The 26,795-nt window shown below is 63.8% G+C and carries 23 protein-coding genes and 1 pseudogene; 13 read left to right on the forward strand and 11 right to left on the reverse strand.

The features are described from left to right. Positions 1 to 5: 5 nt before the first annotated feature. The 4 genes from AC6I6U_RS21115 to AC6I6U_RS21130 all read right to left on the reverse strand — a co-directional run bounded on the left by AC6I6U_RS21115 (position 6) and on the right by AC6I6U_RS21130 (position 5,078). The gene (locus tag AC6I6U_RS21115) at positions 6 to 1,193 is read right to left on the reverse strand and encodes an acetyl-CoA C-acyltransferase (protein WP_497877967.1); all 1,188 of its coding nucleotides are present in this window, start codon (positions 1,191 to 1,193) and stop codon (positions 6 to 8) included. A gap of 12 nt (positions 1,194 to 1,205) precedes the next feature. After that, positions 1,206 to 1,973 carry an SDR family NAD(P)-dependent oxidoreductase gene (locus AC6I6U_RS21120; protein WP_497877968.1) on the reverse strand — a complete coding sequence of 256 codons (768 nt, stop codon included), beginning with the start codon at positions 1,971 to 1,973 and terminating at the stop codon, positions 1,206 to 1,208. A gap of 158 nt (positions 1,974 to 2,131) precedes the next feature. Continuing rightward, a complete protein-coding gene (locus AC6I6U_RS21125; RefSeq protein WP_497877969.1) occupies positions 2,132 to 3,778 on the reverse strand; it encodes an AMP-binding protein in 1,647 nt (548 codons plus the stop codon). 283 nt (positions 3,779 to 4,061) lie between these two features. Continuing rightward, complete coding sequence (locus AC6I6U_RS21130) at positions 4,062 to 5,078, reverse strand: AraC family transcriptional regulator (protein ID WP_497877970.1); 1,017 nt, start codon at positions 5,076 to 5,078, stop codon at positions 4,062 to 4,064. 210 nt (positions 5,079 to 5,288) lie between these two features. Between AC6I6U_RS21130 and AC6I6U_RS21135 the strand changes: the two genes are divergently transcribed. The 5 genes and pseudogenes from AC6I6U_RS21135 (at position 5,289) to AC6I6U_RS21155 (ending at position 10,499) form a co-directional block, all read left to right on the forward strand. Continuing rightward, the gene (locus AC6I6U_RS21135) at positions 5,289 to 6,923 is read left to right on the forward strand and encodes a J domain-containing protein (protein ID WP_497877971.1); all 1,635 of its coding nucleotides are present in this window, start codon (positions 5,289 to 5,291) and stop codon (positions 6,921 to 6,923) included. After that, on the forward strand, positions 6,923 to 7,885 hold the full coding sequence (locus AC6I6U_RS21140) for a DUF3829 domain-containing protein (protein WP_497877972.1): 963 nt from the start codon (positions 6,923 to 6,925) through the stop codon (positions 7,883 to 7,885). The genes AC6I6U_RS21135 and AC6I6U_RS21140 overlap by 1 nt, the downstream gene beginning before the upstream one ends. A gap of 109 nt (positions 7,886 to 7,994) precedes the next feature. Next, positions 7,995 to 8,459: a VOC family protein gene (locus tag AC6I6U_RS21145; protein WP_497877973.1), complete on the forward strand. Its 465-nt coding sequence runs from the start codon at positions 7,995 to 7,997 to the stop codon at positions 8,457 to 8,459. A gap of 151 nt (positions 8,460 to 8,610) precedes the next feature. Continuing rightward, a pseudogene (locus AC6I6U_RS21150) lies at positions 8,611 to 9,165 on the forward strand (alpha/beta fold hydrolase); the annotation flags it as partial. A 419-nt stretch (positions 9,166 to 9,584) separates the two neighbouring features. Next, a complete protein-coding gene (locus AC6I6U_RS21155; protein ID WP_497877974.1) occupies positions 9,585 to 10,499 on the forward strand; it encodes a LysR substrate-binding domain-containing protein in 915 nt (304 codons plus the stop codon). A gap of 39 nt (positions 10,500 to 10,538) precedes the next feature. On the opposite strand, the gene leuD is transcribed toward AC6I6U_RS21155, so the two are convergent. From leuD to AC6I6U_RS21190, 7 genes are all read right to left on the reverse strand, one after another. After that, positions 10,539 to 11,153, reverse strand: a complete 615-nt coding sequence (gene leuD, locus AC6I6U_RS21160; RefSeq protein ID WP_497877975.1) for a 3-isopropylmalate dehydratase small subunit — start codon at positions 11,151 to 11,153, stop codon at positions 10,539 to 10,541. Next, complete coding sequence (gene leuC / locus AC6I6U_RS21165) at positions 11,150 to 12,571, reverse strand: 3-isopropylmalate dehydratase large subunit (protein ID WP_497877976.1); 1,422 nt, start codon at positions 12,569 to 12,571, stop codon at positions 11,150 to 11,152. The genes leuD and leuC overlap by 4 nt, the downstream gene beginning before the upstream one ends. A 180-nt stretch (positions 12,572 to 12,751) precedes the next feature. Next, positions 12,752 to 13,333, reverse strand: coding sequence for a hypothetical protein (locus AC6I6U_RS21170; protein ID WP_497877977.1), 582 nt, complete (start codon positions 13,331 to 13,333; stop codon positions 12,752 to 12,754). 58 nt (positions 13,334 to 13,391) lie between these two features. Next, on the reverse strand, positions 13,392 to 14,054 hold the full coding sequence (locus tag AC6I6U_RS21175; protein ID WP_497877978.1) for a DUF799 domain-containing protein: 663 nt from the start codon (positions 14,052 to 14,054) through the stop codon (positions 13,392 to 13,394). After that, a complete protein-coding gene (locus AC6I6U_RS21180; RefSeq protein WP_497877979.1) occupies positions 14,051 to 14,419 on the reverse strand; it encodes a DUF4810 domain-containing protein in 369 nt (122 codons plus the stop codon). The genes AC6I6U_RS21175 and AC6I6U_RS21180 overlap by 4 nt, the downstream gene beginning before the upstream one ends. Positions 14,420 to 14,449: 30 nt before the next feature. Then, the gene (locus tag AC6I6U_RS21185) at positions 14,450 to 15,127 is read right to left on the reverse strand and encodes a CsgG/HfaB family protein (protein ID WP_497883075.1); all 678 of its coding nucleotides are present in this window, start codon (positions 15,125 to 15,127) and stop codon (positions 14,450 to 14,452) included. Between the two features lie 461 nt (positions 15,128 to 15,588). Then, positions 15,589 to 16,785: a lysozyme inhibitor LprI family protein gene (locus tag AC6I6U_RS21190; protein WP_497877980.1), complete on the reverse strand. Its 1,197-nt coding sequence runs from the start codon at positions 16,783 to 16,785 to the stop codon at positions 15,589 to 15,591. A 266-nt stretch (positions 16,786 to 17,051) separates the two neighbouring features. On the opposite strand from AC6I6U_RS21190, the gene AC6I6U_RS21195 reads away from it, so the two are divergent. The 8 genes from AC6I6U_RS21195 to AC6I6U_RS21230 all read left to right on the forward strand — a co-directional run bounded on the left by AC6I6U_RS21195 (position 17,052) and on the right by AC6I6U_RS21230 (position 26,791). Next, positions 17,052 to 17,888, forward strand: coding sequence for an ABC transporter substrate-binding protein (locus tag AC6I6U_RS21195; protein WP_497877981.1), 837 nt, complete (start codon positions 17,052 to 17,054; stop codon positions 17,886 to 17,888). 15 nt (positions 17,889 to 17,903) lie between these two features. Further along, a complete protein-coding gene (locus tag AC6I6U_RS21200) occupies positions 17,904 to 19,409 on the forward strand; it encodes an amino acid ABC transporter permease/ATP-binding protein (RefSeq protein WP_497877982.1) in 1,506 nt (501 codons plus the stop codon). Beyond that, a complete protein-coding gene (locus tag AC6I6U_RS21205; RefSeq protein ID WP_497877983.1) occupies positions 19,406 to 20,083 on the forward strand; it encodes a GntR family transcriptional regulator in 678 nt (225 codons plus the stop codon). The genes AC6I6U_RS21200 and AC6I6U_RS21205 overlap by 4 nt, the downstream gene beginning before the upstream one ends. A 16-nt stretch (positions 20,084 to 20,099) precedes the next feature. Continuing rightward, positions 20,100 to 20,948, forward strand: a complete 849-nt coding sequence (locus tag AC6I6U_RS21210; protein WP_497877984.1) for an urea carboxylase-associated family protein — start codon at positions 20,100 to 20,102, stop codon at positions 20,946 to 20,948. A 348-nt stretch (positions 20,949 to 21,296) separates the two neighbouring features. Beyond that, a complete protein-coding gene (locus AC6I6U_RS21215) occupies positions 21,297 to 21,584 on the forward strand; it encodes a hypothetical protein (RefSeq protein WP_497877985.1) in 288 nt (95 codons plus the stop codon). Positions 21,585 to 21,869: 285 nt separating this feature from the next. After that, entirely contained in the window at positions 21,870 to 24,584 is a 2,715-nt protein-coding gene (gene mgtA / locus AC6I6U_RS21220; protein WP_497877986.1) for a magnesium-translocating P-type ATPase, read from the forward strand. A gap of 153 nt (positions 24,585 to 24,737) precedes the next feature. Beyond that, positions 24,738 to 26,456, forward strand: coding sequence for a Na/Pi cotransporter family protein (locus AC6I6U_RS21225; RefSeq protein WP_497877987.1), 1,719 nt, complete (start codon positions 24,738 to 24,740; stop codon positions 26,454 to 26,456). Continuing rightward, positions 26,444 to 26,791 (forward strand): DUF2493 domain-containing protein, encoded by a 348-nt coding sequence (locus AC6I6U_RS21230; RefSeq protein WP_497877988.1) that lies wholly within the window; start codon positions 26,444 to 26,446, stop codon positions 26,789 to 26,791. Before AC6I6U_RS21225 ends, AC6I6U_RS21230 begins: the two co-directional genes overlap by 13 nt. Positions 26,792 to 26,795 lie beyond the last annotated feature (4 nt).

Raw genomic sequence — 26,795 nt, forward strand, 5'->3', positions numbered from 1 at the left:
ACTCCTTACAGACACTCGACCGCGATCGCCGTGGCTTCGCCACCGCCGATGCAGATTGCCGCGATGCCGCGCTTCAGATTCTGCTGGCGCAGCGCCGACAGCAGCGTCACCAGGATGCGCGCGCCGGACGCACCGATCGGGTGTCCCAGGGCGCAGGCGCCGCCGTTGACGTTGACCTTCTCATGGGGAATCTGCAGCTTGTCCATGGTCACCAGGGTGACCACGGCGAAGGCTTCGTTGATCTCGAAGCGGTCGACCTGGTCCAGGGACCAGCCGGTTTTCTTCAGCAGCTTGTGGATCGCCCCTACCGGCGCCACCGGGAACAGGCTTGGGGTGTCGGCAAATGCCGCATGACCGTGGATCACCGCCAGCGGCTTGAGGCCGCGTTTCTCGGCCTCGGAACGGCGCATCAGCACCAGCGCCGCCGCGCCATCGGAAATCGAACTGGAGTTGGCCGCGGTGACCGTACCACCTTGGCGAAACGCCGGTTTCAGCGAGGAGATCTTGTCCAGTTTGGCTTTCGGTGGCTGCTCGTCATCGCTGACCAGTCGCTGTTCCTTGCCAACCGTCACCTGCAGCGGAACGATCTCGTCACGGAAGCGCCCTTCACTGATGGCCTGCTGCGCGCGGATCAACGAGGCGACGGCGAAGGCATCCTGAGTCTCGCGGCTGAAGCCGTTGCTCTCGGCGCAATCCTCGGCAAAGGTGCCCATCAGCCGGCCCTTGTCGTAGGCGTCTTCCAGGCCGTCGAGGAACATGTGGTCGAGCACCTGGCCGTGTCCCATGCGATAACCGCTGCGGGCGCGGTCCAGCAAGTACGGCGCGTTGGACATGCTTTCCATGCCACCAGCTACCACCACCTCGGCACTGCCGGCCAGCAGCCGGTCGTGGGCGATAATGGTCGCTTCCATGCCGGAGCCGCACATCTTGTTCAAGGTGGTGCAGCGGGTGCCCTTGTCCAGTCCGGCACCCAGTGCCGCCTGGCGGGCCGGCGCCTGGCCAAGGCCGGCCGGCAGCACGCAACCGAACAGCACTTCGTCCACGGCGTCCGCCGCCACACCGGCACGCTCGACCGCCGCGCGGATCGAGGCAGCGCCCAGCTGCGGTGCGGTCAGGCTCTTGAGGTCGCCCTGGAAGCCCCCCATGGGGGTGCGCACGGCGCTGACGATGACAACGGGGTCCTGGATAGTCATGCTTGTTTCCTCCTACTTGGCCGCCATGCGCAAGGCGCCGTCGAGACGGATCACCTCGCCGTTGAGCATGCTGTTTTCAATGATGTGCCGGACCAGCGCGGCGTATTCCGAGGGTTTGCCCAGGCGCGGCGGGAACGGCACGCCGGCCGCCAGCGAGTCGCGCACTTCCGGGGTCATGCCGGCCATCATCGGCGTCTCGAAGATGCCCGGGGCGATGGTCATCACGCGGATGCCGAAGCGCGCCAGTTCGCGGGCGGCCGGCAGAGTCAGGCTGACGATGGCACCCTTGGAGGCGGCATAGGCGGCCTGGCCAATCTGGCCGTCATAGGCAGCGACCGAAGCGGTGTTGATGATCACGCCGCGCTCGCCACCGGCGTCCGCCTCGCTCTCGGCCATGGCCGCAGCGGCCAGGCGCAGCAGGTTGAAGCTGCCGATCAGGTTGACATTGATCACCTGGCTGAAAGTGTCCAGCAGGTGCGGGCCGTTCTTGCCGAGGATCTTCTCGCCGCGCACGATGCCGGCACAGTTGACCAGCCCATGCAGGCCACCGAAGGTGCTGACAGCCGCCTCTACGGCACGTTGTGCCTGGTCCTGCTGGGTAATGTCGGCGACCACGCTGCGGGCATTGGCGCCGAGTTTTTGCGCCTGGGCCGCGACGGCCTCGGCATTGAGGTCCACCAGCATCACCCGTGCACCAGCGGCCACCAGCATTTCGGCGGTGGCCGCACCGAGGCCGGAGGCGCCGCCGCTGATCAGGAAAGCCTTGTCTTGTATGTTCATTGCCCTGTCCTTCTTTCGTACTTCAATTCTGGATGATTCTCTGCCCTGGGGTGATCTCTGCAGGAGCGGACCCGCCTTGCAGGAACCGGGCTTGCCCGCGAAGCTTTTTCAGCCTTGAGGGCCCATTCGCGGGCAAGCCCGGCTCCTACAGGATCGTGTCAGGCCCCTGCCTGGGCCTTGGCTATTTCCTGGTTGCGCAGGATGAAACGCTGCAACTTGCCGCTCGGAGTCTTGGGTAACTCGTCGACGAACTCGATTTCCCGTGGGTAGGCGTGAGCCGCCAGGCGCTTGCGCACATGCAGGCGCAGTTCCTCGGCCAGTTGCGGTTCGGCGCGGTACTGCGCATTGAGCACCACGAACGCTTTCACTAACTCGGTGCGTTCCGAATCGGGCTTGCCGACCACCGCCGCCTCTACCACCGCCGGGTGCTCGACCAGGGCGCTTTCCACATCGAACGGGCCAACCCTGTAGCCCGATGTGGTAATCACATCGTCGCTGCGACCGACGAAACTGATGCTGCCATCGGTGTTCAGCTCTACCGTGTCACCACTGAGGTAGTACGGGCCGACGAAGGCCTTGGTCTCGAAGCCCTTGTAGCCGTTGAACCAGCACATAGGCGACTGGGTGCGGTCCAGGGCGAGAATCCCCGGCTGGCCAACACCCAGTTCCTGGTGATCATCATCCAGCACCACGATGCGATGGCCGGGCGAGGCGAACCCCGCAGACCCAACATGCACCGGGTGCTGCAGGCCATGGTGGTTGCACAGGACCATGCCCAGTTCAGTCTGGCCGTAATGATCAAGAATAGTGACGTCGAGGTTTTCCGCGAACCAGCGGATCACCTCCGGGTTCAGCGGCTCGCCGGCGCTGCTGACGGCCCGCAGACGGCCCCTGATCCGGCTGGAAAACGCCTCGCCGGCAGCGATCAGCAGGCGGTAGGCGGTCGGCGAGCCGGTCAGGTTGGTGATACCGTATTTCTCGATCACCCGGCAGGTGCTCTCCACGGTGAACGGACCGTCGTAGAAGGTGATCGGATGGCCCAGGCCCAGCGGCCCGGTGATGCCGAAGTAGAGACCGTAGGCCCAGCCCGGATCGGCGACGTTCCAGAACGCGTCTTCGGGGCGCAGGTCGACCGCATCGCGGGTGTAGCTCTGGAAGGCGATGATCGCCTTGAGTGGCACTTCCAGGGGTTTGGCGGGACCGGTGGTGCCCGAGGTGAACATCAGCAGGAACGGGTCGTTGCCACTGAGCATTACCGGCTCGCAAACCATCGGGTAGTTGTCCAGCTCGGCCCAGAAGCTGAAATCCCCGCGCACAATGCCCTGTCCCTTGGCACCACCGACCGTGACGATCGTTGGGCAGTCCGTGACTTCGCTGAGTTTCGCGCGATTGGCCGCATCGGTGACCACCACCTTGGCTGCCGAAGTGTTCAGGCGGTGCTCGATGGCCTTGGGCCCGAACGCCGTGAACAGCGGCTGGTACACCGCGCCGATGCGCCAGGTGGCGAACAGCGTCACCAGCAGCTCGGCATTACGCGGCAGCAGCCCGGCGACCTTGTCTCCGCGGCGCACCCCCTGGGCCAGCAGGAAATTGGCGAAACGCCCGGCCTGCTCCTGCAACTGGCTGAAGGTATGGACGGCGCTGCTCCCGTCGCGGCCCTCCCAGAACAGAGCGATCCGTCCCGGCAAGGCATGCCGGTCACAGCATTCGACGCAAGCGTTGAGCGCCGTCAGGGAGCCTTTCAGGCTCATGTCGGCCACGTGCTGATAATTGAAATTCTCGGTGGCAGTCAGGTAGTCGCGCATCCCAGCAATCTCCCGGTCTTGTTATTAGAGGAAACCGTAGAAAAATCCAGGAAATAGTCGCCCCGTCAGGGACTTGGGACAATGGTCAAAGCCTTCAACCTGATTGACTGGTTTGGCCAATGATGGATGGGAACGAGCGCCATTGCCGATATTGCAATCGCCCAATCAATCGAGACGCCCCCCCTGCAGGAGCCGGCTTGCTGGCGATCCGCCGCAGGTGGCCATTCAATGAATCTGCGGTTTCCATAGGCCGCTATCGCCAGCAAGCCGGCTCCCACAAGGATTACTGGGCGTCGTTGAGAATCAGGCTGCGATAATGCCCCGGATTCGAACCCGACCATTTGCGAAAGGCCTTGTAGAACGAGCTGACATCGGCAAATCCCAGCCACGCGGCGATATCGGCGAAGCTGATGGCCGGCTCGGCCAACCAGGCAATCGCCAGTTCCTTGCGCACGCTGTCCTTGAGCCCCTGGTAGGTCTGCCCCTCTTCTGCCAGCCGCCGACGCAGGGTCGAGGCGGACATGCACAGCTGCAACGCCAGCCCCTCGGTCTCCGGCCACTGCTGGGCCGGCAACTGCCGCAGATCGTGCCGGATCCGGCTGGAAAAGCTCTGGGCATCGCGGTACTTGACCAGGATATTGGCCGGCGCATGCCCGAGAAAACGCTGCAATTCCTGGGGGCTGCGCTTGATCGGCAGGTCCAGGCAATCGGCGGCGAGGATCATCCGCGTCCGTGGCCGGGCAAAACGCAGGTTCTCGGAGAACATCACCCGGTAGTCATCGCAGTAATCCGGCTCCTCGCAACGCAGTTCGATGGCCAGGATCGGAATCCGCCTTCCCGCCAGCCAGCAGGCCACGCCGTGGACGATCATCCAGTAGGTGAAATAGGTGAACGGTCGCCGGGCCTCGCTTCCAGGCTCCGCCAGGACGATTTCGGCCAGGCTCTGCTGAGTCACCAACTGGGCCGGCAGGCGCTCGAAGATCAGCGAGAGAAACTCCAGCACTGCTTCCAGCCCGGCCCTCACCGTCGGCTGGGCCATGCCGGCCCGGCACAGGTAGGCAAAACTGCCGGCCCGCAGCTTGCGCGGATCCATGCCAAAGAACTCGTCATCGTTGCGCCGCGCGAGCAGGCGCCACAGGCGTGCATAGTCGCTGGCCGGCACCCGGGCCTCGGGCCGGTGCAGCCACTGTGGGTCGATCCCGACCTTGTCCAGCACCTCATTGGTGGCTGCGTCCGTGGCGCAGCTCTGCAGCAGTGCCTCGCGCACCAGATGGATGGAGATGGTGTCTTTTTCCGACATTGACGGTCGCCCGAGCCTTGTGCTGTTCCTTGTGACGGCCATCTTAGGCAGCACCGAGTAAAAAGCCAGCCTACCGCGCTGATAAAGCCAGTTACGGCGCAGGCAACGGCACTTTGATACCATTGCCCCCCATCATGGAGTGATCTTCACCGGGAGTCTTGTGGGCATGATCGTGGTAGCCGCATCGAACACGGCGTTCGGGGTGTATCGATGAGTTGTTGGGAAGTCCTCGGCCTACCCTCGGACGCCGATCCCCGGAGCATCAAGCGTCAGTATGCCAGCCTGCTCAAGCGTACCCGCCCGGACGATGACCCGGAGGGTTTCCAGCGATTGCGCGAGGCCTACGAGCAGGCGCTGGACTGGAGCGAAGCGAGCCCCGAGCCCGTCCGGGAAGACATTGCAGCGACCAGCGATACCATCCACTACGACACGGACACCGGCCTGCAGCCCCGCCCAACCGGTCATTCTGCCGCCCAGCGCGTCGCCACGCAGTTACTTGAAGGCATCACTGCGGCCCTGCTCGACGAGCGTTTCGCCAAGGCCACCCTCTATCACTGCGAGCACGAATTCGGCGAACAACTGCTACTGCGCTGTCTCGAACCCGAACAGGACTTCACGGCGCTGGCCCACTGGGGCCTGGAACGCTTCCAGTGGATGAGCCCCTGGCGATCTACCGATGTTCCCCGCAGCGCACTCGCCGAGCTGCATCGACGCCTGCTGGGGAACCTGGAACAAGCCCTCGGCTATCAGCTCGACGTGGACAATGTCGAAGGTTTCTGGCGCGAGTATTACAACCTGATGCAGCTCTACGGGCTCGACGCCCTGGCCCATCAGCAACTGCTTGATGAAGTACTGGCCAGGCTGTTGCTGGAGTGCCCCCTCTGGTCTGCCAGACTCTTTCACGCGATGTGCAAGGTCAGGCAATGGAACGAGGTCGGTCCCGCGCTCCGCTGTCCAGAACCATACTGGACGCACCTGCTGCAACGCAGTCGGGACGAGGAACTGCTGTCCCAGCATATGCATCGCCTGCAGTTGCCGGCCAATACTCCGGATAACCGAGCCACCCAACTGCTGTTCGCCCAGATGTCGCAGGCCGAGCGTCGCAGCTTCACCCGTCGCTTCCATCAGGAAGACTGGCAAGCCTGCCAGCGGGCTGCGCAGACGATTCGACAAAACCACCCACGTTTGGAAAGCCGGCTGCCCGAGGGCAACGCGTTCTTTTGGCGCGACTGGCAATATGCCGAGACTGGCTGGCTTGGCTTCGCCGCCGTGATGCTGAGCTGCTGTGTCGCTGCGGTGCAGCAGAAGCTGCTGCCGGGCAGCGGGTTGAAGGCGACAGCCGACGCCATTGCCTTATGGTCACTGGCCCTGGGCGGGCTCACCGGAACCCTGCTCTGGTTCTGGCCGGCGATGGCGGACAGCTTCTGGACGCTGGATCATCGTTTCAGCCAACGCCTGTCGCACAGGCTCAGTCCACGCCGTCCCTCGCCGCTGGTATTACGCGAGTTGCTGCCGTGCTGGCTGGTGGCGGGAGTGACCGCCGCCTGGCTAGGCATGCTTCCCCTGCTGACCTACGCCGGTACGATGCTTGCGCTGGCGTGGACTGACCGGATGGGGAAAAAGCAGCGGCCCCGCCCCCTCTCCTGGTGGCTGGCCGGCGCCCTGATACTGAGTATCAGCCTCGGCACGCTGGCGCTCTATGTTGCGCATGGCAAGACCGTAGCGGGCCGCAACGAGGGCTTGCAGCCCTGGCCCGAGCGCCTGTGCAGCCGCATGCCGGCAAGCGTCGAGGACTGCCGCCTGCCCACCACCGGGAAACAGTGGTACGGCAAGGAGGCCCATTGATGGACAAGCGCTGGTTTCTCACTTTTGGCGTGCTATTGATCTGTGGCATCTATGTACTGGTCGGCACCGAGCAGCAACAGAGTCGTTTCGATATCTGGCTGGACCGCCACAACAGCGAGGCAACGGCCGAGGCCAATGCACTGCGGCCACTGATCAAATGTGTGAACGTCGCCGAAGTCCCCTGGCGACTGGACCGTGAGGCCGGGCAAAACACTGGAAACGATGACTTTCCCTACCTGCAACGCCATGACTACCAGGCGATCACACGCGACTTCTGCAAACCCGGCAGCACCTTCAAGGCCGGTCTTGTCGACGGTACGCGGCAGATTGGCCTGCTCGCCGATCGCTACCTCATGGCTCTGGCAAAGGCCATGGCCCCTGGGCTCCTCGACTCGACCAGGCCCATGTTGCCGGAGAAACTGGCGGCCCAGCTCAACAGCGTGATAGCCGAGTCGGACAGAAAGCGGCACGCCGAAAGCGTCGAGGCATTCCTTCCTGTTTCCAACACCATGCGCCGCGACCTGGAGTCCACCGACCTCGCGCTGCGTCCCCGACAGTTGGAACAGCTGGAGCAGAAGCTGGGCCGGGACATGCACTGGCACCTGCTGAACTGCATGCTGCAAGCCCGCCTGACCATCGACCGCCTGGATACGGCGGCACGTCGGCAGCAACTCGACCCGCCCCTGCTCGCCAGCGCCAACGACGAGTTACGCAAGGCCCGGGAAGCCGCCGTGACCTATCGCAACGCCCTCCCCGCCAGCCACCGCAACGGGCCGGTCCACGAACTGTGGTCGATGCTGCAACAGCCGATGCAACAGTACCAGGCCGCCCTGGAGCAGTTGGCAACCGACTGGCGCAACCACTCCGCCCCCCAGGTACTGAGCGACGATTTCTGGAACGTCGGTCACCGCTACGACGTCCTGCTGGCGATCTACAACCGGCAGGCGGATGTCGACTTCTGACTCCGGCCAGACACTCCGTCAGCTCGCCCAACCCCTTGCTCGTCGTGGCCTATAGTCAAATGACCGGCCACGGTGGCCGGTCATTGCCACCTGACAAGGGAGAACCGCGATGAGCGTCAAAGCGATACCGGAGGGTTTCCACAGCATCACCCCCTACCTCGGCGTCAGCCAGGCCGCCGCGGCCATCGACTTCTACAAGCAAGCCTTCGGCGCCACCGAGATCATGCGCCTGACGATGCCCGACGGCAGCATCGGCCATGCCGAACTGCGGATCGGCGACTCGCCGCTGATGCTGGGCACACCTTGCGGCGAAGGGCCGTTCGTCAGCCCGCAGGGGCCGACTTCGGTCGGTATCCACCTGTACGTCTCGGATGTCGACAAGCAGTTCGAAATCGCCACAGCGACCGGGGCCACGGTGATCAGCGAAGTACAGGACCAGTTCTACGGTGACCGCAGTTGCACCCTCAAGGACCCGTTCGGCCATGTCTGGTTCCTGGCCTGCCACAAGGAAGACCTGACCCAGGCCGAGATCGAGGCCCGGGCCGCGAAGCTGTTCGAACAACGCGAGGGCTGATCCGTCGCCCGCGACCAGCAACACACTTCATGAACGAGCGCCCCACGCTTTGCGCCTTGCCTGTAGCGCTGTGAGACTTAGGATGTCGGCAACAATAACGAGGAGTCACTTCCATGTTCGCCGGATTCCAGAAAGACCAGCGCCACGTCAACGGTGTGGACATCGCCTGGCCCTCGACCATCCCGAGGCGGTGCAGCGCATGGTCCTGCTGGATATCGCGCCGACCCTGTCGATGTACGCCCAGACCAACGAAGCCTTCGCCCGCGCCTACTGGCACTGGTTCTTCCTGATCCGTCCGGCGCCGTTGCCGGAGAGCCTGATCGAGGCCAACCCGGAGCAGTACCTGCGCAGCGTCATGGGCAGTCGCAGCGCCGGGCTCAAGCCGTTTACCGCCGAAGCCTTCGGCGAATACCTGCGCTGCCTCAGCCTGCCCGGCAGCGCCCGTGGCGTCTGCGAGGACTATCGCGCCAGCGCCGGTATCGATCTGGAACATGACCGCGCCGATCTCGCCGCCGGGCGCCAGCTGAACCTGCCACTGCTGGCCCTGTGGGGCGCCGAAGGTACGGTCGGTCGCTGCTTCGACCCGCTGCACGAGTGGCAACAGGTCGCCACCGACGTGCGCGGCAAGTCCCTGCCGGGCGGCCATTACCTGGCCGAGGAAATCCCCCGGCAACTGCTGGACGAAGTGCTGCCGTTCCTGCGCTGACCGGCACTCTGCAACCCTGACGTGAAACATCCCTTCGCCTTGGGCCGTCGCCACGATCCATGACGGGATCGGCGTGCCTGAAACTCTCCGGAGATAATAAAAATGACAATCAGAAAACTGCTGGGAACCCTCTATATCCAAGTCGTGATCGCCATCGTCCTGGGCGTGCTGATCGGCAACCACTGGCCGCAGACCGGCGTCCAAGGGCGCCGGTACGGTAGTCGGCGCAGGCTTCGTCGCCCTGGTGGTGGCCGCCTGGGAGGGCCAGCTCGATCGCAGCAAGATGGCACCGATCGCCCTTCGTCGCGAGCGCAATACCCTCGCCACCCAAGCCACCGAGTAATACTCATCTCCCCCAGGCACAATGACCAACGATGCTATTCTGGCGGCTCCTGCCGCCAGTTTTCGTTGTTGCACCCATGAGCCCAAAGAAAGACACCGTGCCCCTGCCCGAAGACCTGCGCGTGTTCCTCACCGTCATCCGCAAGGCCGGCTTCGCCGCTGCTGCCGATGAACTGGGGCTGTCGCCCGCCTACGTCAGCAAGCGTATCCAGATTCTCGAAACCACCCTCGCCACCCGCCTGCTGCACCGCACCAGCCGCCGTCTCGCCCTGACCGAGGACGGCGAGCGGGTGCAACGCTGGGCCGTGCGCATCCTCGAAGACTTCCAGCAGATGAGCGAGGAGCTGTCCGAAGCCCATGACAGCCCAAGCGGCCGCCTGCACCTGTGCAGCAGCTTCGGTTTCGGCCGCAACCACGTGGCACCGGCGCTGTCGCTGCTGGCCGAGCGCTACCCGGCACTGGAGATCCGCCTGGACCTGTTCGACCGCGTGGTCGACATCGTCAGCGAAGGCTTTGACCTGGAGATCCGCGTCGGCGACGACATCCCCGGCCAGCACATTGGCCGGCGCCTGGTGAGCAATCGCCGGGTGCTCTGCGCCGCGCCCGCCTACCTGGAGCGACGCGGCACGCCGCAGCAGTTGGGCGACCTGGAACAGCACGACTGCCTGGTACTCAAGGAGCGCGACAACGCCTTCGGTATCTGGAACCTGGAATGCGACAGCCGCCAGGACAGCGTGCGCGTACGCGGCCCGCTGTCTTCCAACAGCGGCGAGATCGTTTTGCAGTGGGCACTCGATGGGCGCGGCATCCTGCTGCGCTCGCTGTGGGACGTCAAGCCGCTGCTGGAACAGGGCCGGCTGGTGCAGGTGCTGCACGAACACACCCAGAGTGCGAACGTCTGGGCGGTGTACCCGACGCGGCTAGCCTATTCGGGGAAATTGCGGGCTTGCGTGGAGTTCCTGCAGGAGCATTTCCGGCAGTTGTCTATCTGACTCGTCCCTGTGAGGGCCACAGGGGCGAGTCATCGACTGTCAGCTCAGCCAGGGATTGGCCTGCAGATGCGCCCGCTCGAACGCCTTGATCTGCTCGCTGCGCTGCAGGGTGCTGCCAATGGCATCCAGCCCGAGAAGGAGGGCCGACTTGCGCAGTGCATCGATCTGGAATTCGATCACGCTGCCGTCCTGCAAATGAATGCGCTGGGCGTCCAGGTTGATCGAGATCTCGGCGCCTTCGGGCTGGCTCACTACTTGCCCCAGGCGTTGCAGCGTCGCCTCGTCGAGGGTGATCAGCAACACGCCATTGCGCTGGCAGTTGTCGTAGAAAATCCCGGCAAAACTGCTACCGATCAAGGCCCGGATGCCCATCTGCTTCAAGCCCCACACCGCATGTTCACGGCTGGAGCCGCAGCCGAAGTTCGGCCCGACCACCATGAAGCTTGCGCCCTGCCAAGCCGGCTGGTTCAGTACAAACTGCGGGTTGGGCTCACCCGATGGAAGGAAGCGCAGGTCAAAGAACAACCCACGATCCAGGCCGCTACGGTCGATGCCCTTGAGAAACTGCTTGGGCATGATCACGTCGGTATCGATGTTGGCCGCCAGCATCGGCGCGGCCTTGCCGCAGACCTGGGAAAACGGTTGCAGGCTCATGGGCGTTGCTCCAGGGAACGGATATCGGTCAGGCGCCCGGCAATCGCCGCCGCCGCCACCATCGCCGGGCTCATCAGGTGCGTACGGGCACCGGCGCCCTGGCGACCTTCGAAGTTGCGGTTGGTGCTGGAAGCGCAACGGTCACCCGCCGCCAGCACGTCGTCGTTCATCGCCAGGCACATCGAGCAGCCGGACTGACGCCAGTCGAAACCGGCCTCGATGAACACCGCCGCCAGCCCTTCGGCTTCGGCCTGGTCGCGGACCTGGGTGGAACCCGGCACGATCATCGCCCGTACATGCCTGGCCACCTGCTGGCCGCGCACCACCCGGGCCGCGTCACGCAAGTCCTCGATGCGGGCATTGGTGCAAGAGCCGATGAAGGCGTGGCTGATGACGATATCGCTCAGCGGCATGCCCGCTTCCAGGCCCATGTAGTTCAGGGCCCGGCGCATGTCCTGGCGCAGGATCGGATCGCCGATGGTTTCCGGATCCGGCACCCGCGCGCCGATGGGCGCCGCCTGGTCCGGGCTGGTGCCCCAGGTGACCATCGGCTCCAGGGCCGTGGCATCCAGGTACACTTCCCGGTCGAACCGTGCGCCGGCATCGCTGCGCAGCTCCCGCCAACGGGCGACGGCCTGGTCCCACTGCTCGCCCTTGGGCGCCCGCGGCTTGTCCTTGAGGTAGGCGAACACCTTTTCGTCCGGGGCCATGAAGGCTCCCCGCGCACCAGCCTCCACCGCCATGTTGCAGATGGTCATGCGCGCCTCGACACTCAGTGCATCGATGGTCGAGCCACGGAACTCGATGGCATAGCCGGTCGCACCGGAGGCACCGATCTCGCCGATCAGCGCCATGATCACGTCCTTGGAGGTCAGCCCCGCCGCCAACGCGCCGTCGACCGTCACCCGCAGGGTCTTGAGGCGCTTGTAGACCAGCGTCTGGGACGCCAGCAGGTGTTCGATCTCGGAAGTGCCGATGCCGAAACCGAAGGCACCGAGGGCACCATAGGTGGTGGTATGGCTGTCGCCAGCGGCGACGACCATGCCCGGCAGGATGAAGCCCTGTTCCGGGGCGACCACGTGTTCGATGCCCTGGCGCTTGTCGAGCACATCGAACAGCTCGATCCCGAAGTCGGCACAGTTCTCGGCCAGGTACGACACCTGTCGGGCACCACCGGCGTCCGGCATGGCGGCAATGCGCCGGGGCGCAGTGGGGTTCACATGGTCGACCACGGCCAGTGCCGTTTCCGGGCGCCAGACCGCGCGCCCGGCTTCACGCAGGCCGCTGAAGGCTTGCGGGCTGGTGTATTCGTTGATGACCTGGCGGTCGATATACAGCAGGACATGGCCCTGGTCATCGAGGCGACACACCGTATGAGAATCGATGTGCTTGTCGTAGAGGGTTCTTGTTGGAGTCATGGTGGCGCTCGCAGGAATGAAAGTACTCGAGGCTGTCGAATCACGGTCAGGAGTCGACAGGCTTCATGTCCATCATAGGGAGCCTGGGAGGGGCATCAATGGCGCGAGGGTGATGACGAGAAACATGGATCGTGTTCGATCGGCGCCTGCGTTGCACAAGCGCCGAGATCATACGGCGGATCAGTGCGTAGGAATGCCTTCGATGTCCTTGACGATGAAGTTCGGCAAGACCTCGACATAGAACTCCTCGACGTCGGAGTTGCCTTTGTTGCTGATCGCGCCCCACATGGTCTTGTAGTTGCGCAGGTTGCCCTGCACGCCGGCCGGCATCAAGCCGTCCCGGGCCTGGGCGAAGTTGAGTACCTCGGCACCGCCCCTGGAAACCTTGACCTTGTAGCTGAAACCGACACTGGCCAGGATGGTGTTGTCATCGACGATCATCGACACCAGGCCACCCTTGGAATCGCTAATGTGACGCGTATAGACCGTGCTCACGTCCAGCAGGTAGTCGGCGCTTTCGCGGCTTTTGGCATAGCGGCCAACGGTGCTCAACTTGTCCGACAGTTGATTGCGCAGGCGCTGGCGCAGGATGTCCTGGGACAGGAACCGCGGGTTCTCCCCCACCAGGTCCAGGCCGAAGGAATCGATCCAGTAGGTGGCGGTTTCCGGGATATGCACGGGGGTGGGCGATACGTAGTAGTCGGGTTTTGAAGCACAACCGGCCAACAGGGCGAGGGCCAGGATCAAAGCGGGAATCTTCACTTGAAACTCCATGAACGCAAACAAGCCGAAAAGGGGCAGGAGCCTGCCCCTGCGCGCATCAGTCAGTGCCGTATTTCGGCGATCGGGGCCCATAGAGCAGGCCGGTGTTGCGCCCAACCGACAGCAGGCGCCGGCTGGTGAGACCGGCAATCGGATGGCCGGCATCGGTGGAACTGTTGATGATCTGCTTGACCGCGGCGGTGATCAGCATGCCGACCAGGCCACCCTGGTTATTGTTGTTGCCCTCCTCGCTCGACGCTGTCGCGCTGCCGGTCCACAGGGTGGTACCGGACTTGAGGTCAACCAGCCTGGCATTGGCGGTCACGATGGTGTTACTGCTCAATACCATGTACTTGGTGCCGTAGTCGGTCACGGTGATGTACATCGCCGCGTCCGCACCAAAGATATCGTGCAGCTTGGCTGGCGAGGTGTTCTGGATGTCGTCGGCGGTGGTCAGGCCGTTCTGCTTGAACGTCTCGTCCACCAGGGCCACCGGCATCACGTAGTAACCGGCCTCGGCCAGCGGAAACGTCACCTGGGACAACAGGCTGTAGGAGCCCTTGATGTCCGGCGACTGGTTCAGCGGCGGCAGCACCAGGATGGTCTTCGGGCGTGCCTGCTTGTAGGCGGAATAGTCGAGACTCTTGACCTGGCGGGCACAGCCGCCCAGCAGGCCGAGCAGGACCAATCCGGTCACGATACCCAGAAAGCGCAGGTTCATGGCTTGCTTCCTTTCTGCGCGTTACTCAACAGGAAATCCATGTAGGTTTCCGACTCCGGGAACAGCGCCTTTTCGGTCTGGAACTGCTGCACCATCTGGTCGTCCTTGCCCAGGCTGCCGTACAGCATGCCCAGGTGGGCATGATAACCAGGCGGTGCCGCACGGTTGGTCGACTTGATTTTCTGCAGGTCGGCCTCCAGCGCCGCCACCTGCGCTTCCTTGGACTCGCCCTTGAAATACTCGTAGACCTGCGGTTCGTAGCCTTCCCACTGATACAGCGTCTTGGGCTGCTGGGCACACCCGACCAACACCGCACCACCCAGCACCAACGCGCCCAAACGCAGCGAACTGAACACTTTACCCATCACCCCTGAAACTCCCTTTTATCGAATACGTTAGTGCTGGCCCGGTTTCCACGCACCGCTGTCGATGGCATCGACCATCTTGTTCACCGCTTCGCGCATGGCCAGGTCGAGGACCTTGCCGTTGAGGGTCGAGTCATAGCTGGCGGTGCCGCCAAAGCCGACGATCTCGCGATTCGACAGCGCATACTCACCCGCGCCCTGGGTGGAATAGACCACTTCAGAAGTCACGATATTGACGATATTCAGCGCGACCTTGGCGTAGGCCACCTGGGTCTTGCCGCGACCGAGGATGCCGAACAACTGCTGGTCGCCGGTTTCCTTGCGTCCGAACTCGGTGACATCGCCGGTGACGACATAGTCCGCGCCCTTGAGTTTCTGGGCCTGGGACTTGATGGTCGCTTCCTGCTGGATCTCCGCCATGTTGTCGCGGTCCAGCACGCTGAAGCGGTTGGTCTGCTGCAGGTGGGTGATCAGGATGGTCTTGGCCTGGCCGCCCAGGCGGTCGACGCCATCGGAAAAGATCCCGCGCATGTAGCTGGAACGGTTGTCGAACTTGCCGACGGCGATAGGCGTACGTGCCCCGGCATACGGACGGCTGACGCTTTCAACCTGCTGCACCGGCAACGCCCGGGAAGTCTCCTGGGCGGCACAGCCGGCAATGGTGGCCAGCACGATTGCGGCCATCCCTGACATCATCACCTGCGGCATTTTCTTCACGCAGCACTCTCCTGGAAAAACGGACGGGGGAAATAGAGAAACGAATGGATCGAGGGGTTCTTCAAACACTGGGTATCACACGCCAGCCCTTCCGCCAGTTGGAAGGCTCCGGCCTGTTCTGGCTGGACACCAGGGCTTAAGCCTGAGCGACTGGCTTGGCTCCGGCAGTTGAAAGGGGTGTTTCGACGGTGGGGGTAACGCAGAACGGCGATGCCGGGAGGAACCTCATTCCGAGGGCAAAAACCCACATGTACGATCCCTCGATACATTTGATATCAATTTAATGGCAATTATTATAATAGTGACGGCTTTCGGGCGTCAATAAATCGAACCAGAGCAGCCAGTCCTGAGCGACACGGGAAAAGCAGCACTGCCCAGCCTGAAAACACCCTGAGCAGTCCACTGCCTGAAACCTGCCCGCAAACAGGCTCCAGGCGGCGGGTCGTGGTCGTTCAGCCCTCGCTGTTTTCCCCGATGAAGTCCAGGCGGTCATTCAGCCACTGGCGAACGATCTCCCGAGCGGCCTGCTGGGACTCGCTGGCCGACAGGCCACGCTCGCGTTGCAGCCAGGTGGCCGTTGCCTGCCGTGCTGGCTCGATGGCTGCCAAAACCTGCTGCCGCTGTTTCTTCGGCCAGGATTTGTCGTCCGTCCAATCACGGATGACCTGCTCCGGATCGGCACTCTGCTTGTCCGCAGCCTTGAGAAAGGTCCGCGGGGAAACAGTCGCCTGCAACGCCATCAGGCGCCAGCCGGCGTAGCTGGCAAAACGGATGGTGCCACTGTTCTCGCTGGCCGCATCCACGACCTTGTCGAAGCCCTGGCTCAACTGTTTCCAGGCAGCCAGCGCAAACAGGTTGCCCTGGGGCCCACAAATCGGCGCGCTGCTGTCGCGGGTAGAGCCGTACAACGGACCGAAGGTCGCGTAGGCATCCTCCCCCTGGCGCGAGAAAATGAAACAGTGCACATAATCGCGCTGACTATCGTAGGGCGCATATTCCGCGCGCTCGATCTGCATGCGCAGCAGCGTCAGGTCGACCCGCTCGCGACTGATCGACGCGTCCTTCTCGGTGTCAGTGAAGACCGACAGCGAGAAACTGTCATCGGCCAACGCCTTTATCGCCCGTTGCCGGCTCTGCTCCGCCTCCTTCTGCGTGACCCCGCTGGTCGGTTCGAAACGATGCAGATAGACCAGCCAGGCCGCTGCCAGGCCATTGTCCGGATAAGCCCTGAGTCCTTCGGCGGCCTCGGCCGGATGATAGGGAATGCTGGCGATGAGCGCGTCCAGCACCGCGGTCTCGGGCTGGACCTGCTTGCCCACCTCCACCACCCGCTGGCTCAGCAAGGGTTGCAGGCAGCCAACCAGCTTGTCCGGGTCGGTAGCGCAGGCGTTGCGGGCCTGCAGCCAGGCCCGCTGGCCATTACGCAGGGCATCACGCGGCTCGGGCGCCAGCCGGGCCATGGCCTGGCTGTAGTAGGAGCCAAGGGCGCTGTCCAGCCCGCTCAATTCGGGGCTGGCACAAATGGCCTTCTCCACCGCCGTGGAGGCCTTCTGGCAATCGAAGGAGGCTGCCATCGCGGGCGTACCAGCCGCCAACAGCAGTCCGGAGAGCAACAACATCGAACGAAGGGAGTATGCGTAGCGATCCATGGTGCCCCTTGAGTGAATACCTTCCAAAGACCCGATTGTGCCCACACCGGTGATTGTACGTCTATCCGCCACACAGCCTTCACGCAGTCGAGGAGCGGACCGCACACCCGCGCACCATGGTGTTACTTCCAGTAAAAAGCGTGCACGCTCCTGGCGCACACAGCCGCCTGCGACCGCTCTGGCCGGCCAGTAAACGCAAGACTGGCACGACTATTGATAAACGTAACCACAACGATTGTTGAACAATCATCAGTGGAGCGTTCCCGATGTCCCGAGCAAAAGCCTTCACCCTCGCCCTCACCCTCTGCACCGCCAGCGCGGTACAGGCCGCCGACGGCACCCTGCAAGCCGACCGCCTGAGCGTCGGCTCCGACCTTACCTACCCGCCCTATACCTACCTGGCCCAGGGCAAGCCGGCGGGCTTCGATCCCGAGTTCATGAACCTGCTCGGCCAGCACCTGAAGCTGACCACCCAGTTCCAGGACACCCGTTTCGCCAACCTGGTGATGGGCGTCAACGCGCGCCGCTTCGACGTGGTCGCCTCGGCGCTGTATGTCACCCCCGAGCGCGCCGCCCAGGTCGACTTCGTACCCTACCTCAAGAGCGGCGCCTCGCTGATGGTGCGGGCCGACGACAGCTTCCGCCCACAGCGCCCGGAAGACCTCTGCGGCAAGCGGATCGGCTCGATCAAGGGCGGCTCGTGGATTCCCAAGCTGATGGCACTCTCCAAGAGCCACTGCGAGGCCAACGGCCAGGCGCCGATCGACTCGCGTGAATTCCCCACCTCGCCGGAAGCCGCCCAGGCGCTGCTGGCCAAGGCGGTGGATGTGCAGTTCGAGGACGCCGCAGTCGCGGCGATCACCGCCGACAAGCTCAAGGGCCGCATCACTATCAGCTCCAAGGAACTGATCTATCCGGTGGTGATCGGCCTGGCCGTGCGCAAGGGTAACGATGCACTGCTCGGCGAATTGCGCCAGGGCCTGGCAGCCATGAAGAGCAGCGGCGAATACCAGACCCTGCTCGCTCACTACAACCTCGGCGAGCCAAGCCCGAGCGAAGTGGCCCAGGCCCTGGGCCAGAATCCCCAGACAGCAGCACAGTAAGCGGGAGCATCGAACATGCAATTCGATTGGCACTACGCCGCTGGCCTGCTGGTCAACGGCGATTTCTGGAAGGCAGTCGGCACCGTGGTGGAGCTGAGTGTCGAGACCTGGCTGCTGGGCATCGTGTTCGGCTTCGTGCTGGCCCTGGCCCGGCAGTCAAGCAATCGCGCCCTCAACCGTGGTGCGGCGCTGTATATCTGGTTCTTCCGCAGCCTGCCGCTGCTGGTGCTGCTGATTTTCGTCTACAACCTGCCGCAGGTGTTTCCGGGCACCAGCGTGCTGCTGTCCAACCCCTACGCCGCCGGCCTGATCGCGCTGGTGCTGAGTGAAGCGGCGTACATCGCCGAGATCCATCGCGGCGGCCTGTTGGCCGTGGCCAAGGGGCAGCTGGAAGCCGGCAAAGCGCTGGGTATCCGCTACACCGGCGTGCAACGGCTGATCGTCATTCCGCAGGCTCTGCGAGTGGCGTTGCCGACCCTGGCGAACGAGTACATCACCATCGTCAAGCTGACCTCGCTAGTGTCGGTGATCTCGCTGTCGGAGATTCTGCTGGTGGGCCAGCAGCTGTACACGCAGAACTTCCTGGTCATGGAGACCATGCTGGCGGTGGCCTTCTACTACGTACTGATCGTCACCGTGTTCAGCTACCTGCTCAGACGCCTGGAACTGCACCTGGACGTGACCCGTCGCCAGCCCAGGGTGATTGCCGACAGCCCGGCACAACCGGCACCCGCACGCCACGAAGCAGCGCCACGACGTGGCGAGTTCGCCCTGCGCGTGACCGGCGCGCGCAAGCACTACGGCCAGCTGGAAGTGCTCAAGGGCATCGACCTGAACATCCGCTTCGGCGAGGTGGTGTCGATCATCGGCCCATCGGGCTCGGGCAAGACCACCCTGATCCGCACCCTCAATGGCCTCGAAGGCCTCGATCGCGGCCAGGTCGAGCTGTGTGGCGCGCCCTTCCTGCGCGGCAACCACGAGGATGGCGGCAGCCTGGGCACGCGCCTGCACATGGACGGCATCGTCCAGGTCGGCATGGTGTTCCAGGGCTTCAACCTGTTCCCGCACAAGACGGTCCTGGAGAACGTCATGCTCGCCCCACGTCACCATGGCCACGCCAGCGATGCCGAATTGCGAGCCCTGGGCCTGTCGCTGCTGGCCAAGGTCGGCCTGCGCGAGCACGCCGGCAAGTACCCGCACCAGCTCTCCGGCGGCCAGCAACAGCGCGTGGCAATCGCTCGTGCACTGGCGATGCGGCCCCAGGTGATGCTCTTCGACGAGCCGACCTCGGCACTGGACCCGGAGCTGGTCGGTGATGTACTGAAAGTGATCGAGGACCTGGCCCGTGAAGGCATGACCATGGTCATCGTCACCCATGAAATGAAGTTCGCCTTCCAGGTTTCCGACCGCGTGGTGTTCATGGAGCGCGGGGAGATCGTCCAGGCCGGCGCACCGCGCGAACTGCTGGACAATCGCAGCGAACGGATGAACCGCTTCCTCAAGGATGTACAACTGGCATGAACATCAAGACCCCGGAAAAAACCGCCGAAAGTCTGTCCCTGGCCGACCAGGTGGCCTGCGAAGTGCGCGAGGACATCATCGGCGGCCGGCTGTTGCCGGGCATGGCGCTGGTCGAGGCCGAGCTGACCGTGCGCTACAACGCTTCGCGCAACACCGTACGCGAGGCACTGCACCAGCTCGGCCACGAGGGCCTGGCCACCTACGTGCGCAACAAGGGCGTGATGGTCCGTCGCCTGGGCGTGCCGGAAGTGCGCGACCTGTTCCTCGTACGCCGCACCCTGGAAGTGCAGGCGATCCTGGGCAGCAAGCCACTGCGCGAATACGAGTCCGACCGCATGCTCGATGCCATCGAGGCCGCCGAGCTGGCCCGTGAGCGCGAGGACTGGCAGGCGTTCGGTACCCACAGCCTGCGTTTTCACCAACACATCATCGGGCTGTTGCGCAGCCCGCTGCTCGACGCATTCTTCACCAACATCGCCGCGCAGATGCGCCTGGTGTTCGCCGTGGCCCCCGATGAAGAGAACTTCCAGCGCCCCTGGCTGGAGCGCGACCGACAGATCCACGACCTGCTCGCCGACGGCCTTCGCCACGACGCCGCCGAAGCCATGACCCGTTACCTGGACGACTCAGAGCATGCCCTGCTCGATCTGTTCAACCACCCACCCCGTTCCTGAAACCGGAGACTAACTCATGTACAAGGATTACCCCGCCGCCTACCAGGTCAGCAAGGGCTCGGCCCTGCAGGTCGACAAGCCGTTCTACGACCGTATCCGCGAACGCCAGGACGGCCGCACGCTGGTCGAGTCCTTCGAAGTACCGATCCGCACCGGCCGCGCCTGGAAGGTCCCGGCCGGCCACGTGTTCCGCGTCACCGCCCCGGTCGGCCCGCAGGTCGGCGACTTCAACATCTGGAACGCCAACGACCCGCGCGAGCGCCTGTGGGCCGCTCGCACCCGCCAACTGCAAGGTGCCCACGTGAGTACCTACGACCGCCTCTGGTCGAACCTGCCGTTCCTGCGGCCGCTGGTGACCATCACCGACGACAGCCTGGCCGACTACGGTATCGACGAGCACGGCGGGCGCCTGCACGACCTGCTCGGCACCCGCTGCGACCCCTACGTCAACAAGATGCTCACCGGCGAGGACTTCCACCACCACTGCCACTCCAACCTGACCCGCGCGGTCCTGCCCCACGGACTGACCGAGTTCGATGTGCACGATGTACTGAACATCTTCCAGTGCACCGGCCTGAACCATGACGACATGTATTTCATGAAGGCCTGCCCGGCCAAGAAGGGGGACTATCTGGAGTTCTTCGCCGAGATCGACGTCCTGTGCGCGCTGTCGACCTGCCCCGGCGGCGACCTGTCGTTGCCAATGTGGGGCCCGGACGCCCAGGACCCGCTGTCTGTCTGCCGGCCATTGGGCGTGGAGGTCTATCAACTCGAAGACAGTCTGCTCGAAGGCTGGAAGCCGCCACAGCGCGCCAGCTACAACGGACTCCACGGACTGGCCATCGGCAAGGCCGATTGGGAATAACCCGCCAGGGGCCTGCTGTCACAAGCAGGCCTCGGCTCCAATAAAAACAATATGAATGGAAGTTCAGCGTTCATTCAGATTAATTGTACAAAACAGATTATTTTCAATTGACTTGATACGCCTCGCTGAGTAAATTCCCCCTGCCTGCACGACAGGCCTTTTTTCAACTCACAAAAGAACCCAATGGACACAGTATCCAGACGCAGTCCGATTACCGCGAACGCGGCTTATCGGGCGCTTGACCCAAACATTGACGGGACTCGACGCACAGTCGGGTGAGCTGCGCCAGGGCCTCGTGCTCCTACGTAACTCCCCTCTGCCGGCGCCAGTCCGGTCACGAGGTGTGTTATGACCTTCAAATCCTCTGTAATGCCCGGCGTTCGCGCCTTTACCGCCAGCATGCGCGTCAAGCTGTGCCGCGAGCCCACCCGCGTGCGTCCCAACGCCCTGTTCGCCATTCCTTCCTGCAACGCCCAAGCCTCGCGACGCGCGACCATCGGCTGGCGCATCTGCCCGAACACCGGCCGACTGCAACAGCGCTGGAGCTTCGATGACAGCCAGGACCCGCAGAGTCGCATGCTCGCCCTGCGCCTTTGTAAGCCGCCGAAACGATATGTCGAGGTTTGCGTCGCCTGATTGAACGGCGCAACAAAGACAACTTCAAACATGCACTTACACAACAAATAAGTGCACGGAATTTTTATTCCCGTTAATTAATGAACATCGAGAAAGTTATTATGGACGAAGCCAGTAGTCGGTTCGCTGCCTGTCGTTTTTTCGTGGACGGGCAGCGAACGTCAAATATTCCCCACTACCCATATTCGAATCGATCGCACCCTCGCGACTCGGCAGGCATTCGCTCGCCCATCATTCGGTGAGCCGGCACATGCCTGGTCGCGAACACGTGACAGGGGCATACCCATGAGCAACGTAAAAACTCCACCACGGCACACCCAGGACAGCGGCAAGGACAACGCCCGGCTGTCGATGCGTGCCGCCCGCGAATCGCAGCAGGACCTGGCCACCACCCTGAGCAACGTCAGGGCCAGCCGCGACGGCCTGACCGAACTGGACGCCGAAGGCCGCCTGCAGCGCGAAGGCTTCAACGAGGTCGCCCACGACAAGCCACCCCGCGCGCTGGTCCAGTTTCTCCATGCGCTGAACAACCCGTTCATCTATGTACTGCTGATCCTGGCCGGCATCAGCTTCTTCACCGACTTCTGGCTGGCCGAACGAGCCGGTGAAGAAGGCGACCTGACCAAGGTCATCATTATCATGACCATGGTCACTCTCAGCAGCAGCCTGCGCTTCTGGCAGGAGTACCGCTCGGCCAAGTCTGCCGAAGCGCTCAAGGCCATGGTACGCACCACCGCCACCGTCATGCGGCGCGAGCAGGTGGGCTGCGAGCCGACCCTGCGGGAAATCCCGATGCGTGAACTGGTGGCCGGCGACATCGTGCACCTGTCGGCCGGCGACATGATCCCCGCAGACATCCGCCTGATCGAGTCCCGTGACCTGTTCATCAGCCAGGCCGTGCTGACCGGCGAAGCGCTGCCGGTGGAAAAGTACGACACCCTCGGCGACGTCGCGCAGAAGTCCGCGACCGGCACCGCCGCTGACCAGAACAACCTGCTGGACCTGCAGAACATCTGCTTCATGGGCACCAACGTGGTCAGCGGCACGGCCAGGGCCGTGGTGGTCGCCACCGGCCCGCGCACCTACTTCGGCTCGCTGGCCAAGGCCATCGTCGGCTCGCGGGTGCAGACCGCCTTTGACCGCGGCGTGAACAGTGTCAGCTGGCTGCTGATCCGCTTCATGCTGGTAATGGTGCCGGTGGTGTTCCTGCTCAACGGTTTCTCCAAGGGTGACTGGGGTGATGCCCTGCTCTTCGCCCTGGCCGTGGCCGTGGGCCTGACCCCGGAAATGCTGCCGATGATCGTCAGCGCCAACCTGGCCAAGGGCGCCGTCGCCATGGCCCGGCGCAAGGTGGTGGTCAAGCGCCTCAACGCGATCCAGAACTTCGGCTCGATGGACGTGCTGTGCACCGACAAGACCGGGACCCTGACCCAGGACCGGATCATCCTCGAACACCACGTCGGTACCGACGGCCAGCGTAACGATGCGGTGCTGGGCCTGGCCTGGCTCAACAGCCACCACCAGAGCGGCATGAAGAACCTGATGGACCAGGCCGTGCTGCGCTTCTCCGAGCAGGATCCGAAATTCGAGAAGCCGTTCGCCTACAGCAAGGTCGATGAGTTGCCGTTCGATTTCGTCCGCCGGCGCCTGTCGATCATCGTCGAGGACAGCCACGGCGACCACCTGCTGGTGTGCAAGGGTGCAGTCGAGGAAATGCTCGCCATCTCCAGCCAGGTGATGGAGGGTGATACCGTGATGGCCCTCGACGAGCAGCGCCGCAAGGAGCTGCTGGCCCTGGCCAACGACTACAACCAGGAGGGCTTCCGCGTACTGCTGGTGGCCACCCGGGAAATCACCAGGGACCAGGCCAAGGCGCAGTACAAGACCGCCGACGAGCGCAAGCTGGTGATCCGCGGTTTCCTGACCTTCCTCGATCCGCCGAAGGAAACCGCCGGCCCGGCCATTGCCGCCCTACGCGACATCGGTGTGACCGTGAAGGTGCTGACCGGCGACAATGCCGTGGTCACCTGCAAGATCTGCCGCGAGGTCGGCCTGGAGCCAGGCCTGCCGCTGCTCGGCCAGGATATCGAGCACATGGACGAGGCCACTCTCAAGCTGCGGGTCGAGGAACGCACCGTCTTCGCCAAGCTGACCCCGCTGCAGAAGTCGCGGGTGCTCAAGGCGCTGCAGTCGAACGGGCACACCGTGGGTTTCCTCGGCGACGGCATCAACGACGCCCCGGCGCTACGCGATGCCGACGTGGGCATTTCGGTGGACAGCGGCACCGACATCGCCAAGGAATCGGCCGACATCATCCTCCTGGAAAAGAGCCTGATGGTGCTCGAGGAAGGCGTGCTCAAGGGCCGCGAAACCTTCGGCAACATCATGAAGTACCTGAACATGACCGCCAGTTCCAACTTCGGCAACGTGTTCTCGGTACTGGTGGCCAGCGCCTTCATTCCGTTCCTGCCGATGCTGTCGATCCACCTGCTGCTGCAGAACCTGATCTACGACATCTCCCAACTGGCCCTGCCGTGGGACAAGATGGACAAGGAGTTCCTGCGCAAGCCACGCAAGTGGGACGCGAAGAACATCGGCCGCTTCATGCTGTGGATCGGGCCGACCTCGTCGATCTTCGACATCACCACCTTCGCGCTGATGTGGTACGTGTTCGCCGCCAACAGTGTGGAAATGCAGGCGCTGTTCCAGTCCGGCTGGTTCGTCGAGGGCCTGCTGTCGCAGACGCTGGTGGTGCACATGCTGCGGACCCAGAAGATCCCGTTCTTCCAGAGCACTGCGGCGCTGCCGGTCATCGTCATGACCAGCCTGGCGATAGCGATCGGCCTCTACCTGCCGTTCTCGCAACTGGGCACGCTGGTCGGCCTGGTACCGCTGCCGATGAGCTACTTCCCGTGGCTGGTGGGCACCCTGCTGACCTACTGCGTGCTGGCCCAGACCATGAAAACCCTCTACATCCGCCGCTTCAAGCAGTGGTTCTGACGAGCGCCCGAGCATGCCCGCGCTCCCGTAGGCGCCGGCTTGCTGGCGATCGCGGTGTATCAGTCAGCGAAATTATTGACTGACAGATTGCAATCGCCAGCAAGCCGGCTCCTGCAAACCTGAAAGCAATACACCAGCACTGGGAGAACCCTCATGTCTGGAACCACTCTATTGATCAAACTCGCCGGCACCATCGCCCTGCTGCTGTGGGGCACCCATATGGTTTCCACGGCCCTGCTGCGCGGCTTCGGCACCCAGCTGCGCAACGGGCTCGGGCGCAACCTGGATAAACGCTGGAAAGCCCTGCTCTCGGGCATCGGCCTGACCGCCATCCTGCAAAGCAGCACGGCGGTCAGCCTGATGGCGACCTCGTTCACCGCCGCCGGTACTCTCAGCCTCGCACCCGCGCTGGCGGTGATGCTCGGCGCCAACATCGGTTCGACCCTGGTCGTGCAGTTGCTCAGCTTCAATACCACGCTGGCGATCCCCATCGTACTGCTCGCGGGCTTCGTGGTATTCCGCCTGCGCGACGACTCCCGCTACGAAAGCGTCGGCTGCGCGCTGATCGGCCTGGGGCTGATGCTCCTGGCCCTGAACCTGCTGGGCGGCGTGCTCGAGCAGATGGAAAACACTCCGGTCTTCCACGCGGTGATGCAGGGTCTGCAAGGTGACATTCTGATCGCGCTGCTGGTCGCCGCCCTGCTGACCTGGATCTGCCATTCCAGCGTCGCGGTGATCCTGCTGGTCGCCTCGCTGGCCAGCACCGGCGTGATGTCGCCGATCACCACCCTGGCCCTGGTCCTGGGGGTGAACATCGGCGGTGCATTGCCTCCGGTGCTGAGCGCCAGCACCACGGTGGCCCGACGCCTGCCCCTGGGCAATCTTGCCGTGCGACTGTTCGGGGCGTTGCTGGTGCTGCCGTGGGTGTCCTGGCTCGGCCATCTGCTGGCGAACTCGGGCATCACCGCGGACCGCCAGGTGGTGTACCTGCACACCACCTTCAACCTGCTGCTGGGCCTGGCTTTCCTCGGGCTGGTGGAGCGCATGGCCGACCTGCTGACCCGGTTGCTGCCGGCGCCCGAGCCCGCCGCTGATCCGGGAATGCCGCAGTACCTCGACGAGGCCGGGCTGGAAGTGGCCAATATCGGCCTGTCCAACGCCGTGCGCGAAGCCCTGCGCCTGGCCGACATGCTATCGCTGATGTTCAGCCAGGTACTCGGGCTGTTCGAGACACCCACCCAGGCCACGCCCGGACAGATCAGGCAACTGGACCAGTCGCTGGACCTGCTCAGCGCCGCGATCCGTGCCTACCTGGCGGACATCGGCCAGGATGGCCTGTGCGACGAGGACGCCGACCGTGCCCAGGAAATCCTCATGTTCGTGATCAACCTGGAACACGCCGGCGACATCCTGTCGAGCAGCCTCACGCAACTGGCCATGCGCCGGCAACGCCGCAGTGAAACCTTTTCGAAGTTCGAGCTGGGGCATATCCACCGGCTGCACGACGAACAGCTGGAAAGCCTGAGCCTGGCGGTCACCGTGTTCTTGCGTGAAGACATTGCCAGCGCCCACAGGCTGGTCATGCGCAAGGATGCGATCCGTCGACTGGAAGCCAGCGCCAGTCGCGAACACTTTCGCAAGCTCAGCGCCGACAAGAGCGCCTGGGCCGAATCCGGGGACATTTTCCAGCGGGTGTTGCGCGACTACCGCCGGGTCCATCACCACATCGCCGCACTGGCCTACCCGGTGCTGGAACGGGCCGGCGAGCCTATCCCGGGCCTCGGCGAGCCGCCGGAAACGACCCGCCCCAGCGTGCGTCTTGCTGGAGGGCGGCGTCCGAACAACAAGGATGACTACCCATGCGCGTCCTGATCTGCGCCGGCCGCTACTACATGGACGCATCGATGTGCCGCAAGGTCCTCGAGGCCTACCACTCGCTGCGCCGGGTCGACGTGCTGGTGCATGGAGGCAACCAGCACCTGGGCAGCACCCTGGAGGACTGGGCCCGGGAAACCGGCGTCCACATCGTGCGCTACCCCTCCAACTGGCAACGCTACGGCAAGCAGGCCGAGCGCCGCCGCAACCGGTTCATGCTGCTCGACAGCGAACCGGACCTGGTGATTGCCTTCCCGGGCGGCAGCGACACCGAAGAGCTGCTGGCCCAGGCCAGGGCCATCGGCATTGAAACCCTTTCGATCGACGATTGAGCGA

The organism is Pseudomonas sp. UTLPPB19802 (assembly GCF_059730225.1).

Excerpts from the sequence above, each read along its gene's own strand:
- AC6I6U_RS21115 (WP_497877967.1), bottom strand. The coding sequence starts at position 1,193 with ATGACTATCCAGGACCCCGTTGTCATCGTCAGCGCCGTGCGCACCCCC.
- AC6I6U_RS21120 (WP_497877968.1), bottom strand. The coding sequence starts at position 1,973 with ATGAACATACAAGACAAGGCTTTCCTGATCAGCGGCGGCGCCTCCGGC.
- AC6I6U_RS21125 (WP_497877969.1), bottom strand. The coding sequence starts at position 3,778 with ATGCGCGACTACCTGACTGCCACCGAGAATTTCAATTATCAGCACGTG.
- AC6I6U_RS21130 (WP_497877970.1), bottom strand. The coding sequence starts at position 5,078 with ATGTCGGAAAAAGACACCATCTCCATCCATCTGGTGCGCGAGGCACTG.
- AC6I6U_RS21135 (WP_497877971.1), top strand. The coding sequence starts at position 5,289 with ATGAGTTGTTGGGAAGTCCTCGGCCTACCCTCGGACGCCGATCCCCGG.
- AC6I6U_RS21140 (WP_497877972.1), top strand. The coding sequence starts at position 6,923 with ATGGACAAGCGCTGGTTTCTCACTTTTGGCGTGCTATTGATCTGTGGC.
- AC6I6U_RS21145 (WP_497877973.1), top strand. The coding sequence starts at position 7,995 with ATGAGCGTCAAAGCGATACCGGAGGGTTTCCACAGCATCACCCCCTAC.
- AC6I6U_RS21155 (WP_497877974.1), top strand. The coding sequence starts at position 9,585 with ATGAGCCCAAAGAAAGACACCGTGCCCCTGCCCGAAGACCTGCGCGTG.
- leuD (WP_497877975.1), bottom strand. The coding sequence starts at position 11,153 with ATGAGCCTGCAACCGTTTTCCCAGGTCTGCGGCAAGGCCGCGCCGATG.
- leuC (WP_497877976.1), bottom strand. The coding sequence starts at position 12,571 with ATGACTCCAACAAGAACCCTCTACGACAAGCACATCGATTCTCATACG.
- AC6I6U_RS21175 (WP_497877978.1), bottom strand. The coding sequence starts at position 14,054 with ATGAACCTGCGCTTTCTGGGTATCGTGACCGGATTGGTCCTGCTCGGC.
- AC6I6U_RS21180 (WP_497877979.1), bottom strand. The coding sequence starts at position 14,419 with ATGGGTAAAGTGTTCAGTTCGCTGCGTTTGGGCGCGTTGGTGCTGGGT.
- AC6I6U_RS21185 (WP_497883075.1), bottom strand. The coding sequence starts at position 15,127 with ATGCCGCAGGTGATGATGTCAGGGATGGCCGCAATCGTGCTGGCCACC.
- AC6I6U_RS21190 (WP_497877980.1), bottom strand. The coding sequence starts at position 16,785 with ATGGATCGCTACGCATACTCCCTTCGTTCGATGTTGTTGCTCTCCGGA.
- AC6I6U_RS21195 (WP_497877981.1), top strand. The coding sequence starts at position 17,052 with ATGTCCCGAGCAAAAGCCTTCACCCTCGCCCTCACCCTCTGCACCGCC.
- AC6I6U_RS21200 (WP_497877982.1), top strand. The coding sequence starts at position 17,904 with ATGCAATTCGATTGGCACTACGCCGCTGGCCTGCTGGTCAACGGCGAT.
- AC6I6U_RS21205 (WP_497877983.1), top strand. The coding sequence starts at position 19,406 with ATGAACATCAAGACCCCGGAAAAAACCGCCGAAAGTCTGTCCCTGGCC.
- AC6I6U_RS21210 (WP_497877984.1), top strand. The coding sequence starts at position 20,100 with ATGTACAAGGATTACCCCGCCGCCTACCAGGTCAGCAAGGGCTCGGCC.
- AC6I6U_RS21215 (WP_497877985.1), top strand. The coding sequence starts at position 21,297 with ATGACCTTCAAATCCTCTGTAATGCCCGGCGTTCGCGCCTTTACCGCC.
- mgtA (WP_497877986.1), top strand. The coding sequence starts at position 21,870 with ATGAGCAACGTAAAAACTCCACCACGGCACACCCAGGACAGCGGCAAG.
- AC6I6U_RS21225 (WP_497877987.1), top strand. The coding sequence starts at position 24,738 with ATGTCTGGAACCACTCTATTGATCAAACTCGCCGGCACCATCGCCCTG.
- AC6I6U_RS21230 (WP_497877988.1), top strand. The coding sequence starts at position 26,444 with ATGCGCGTCCTGATCTGCGCCGGCCGCTACTACATGGACGCATCGATG.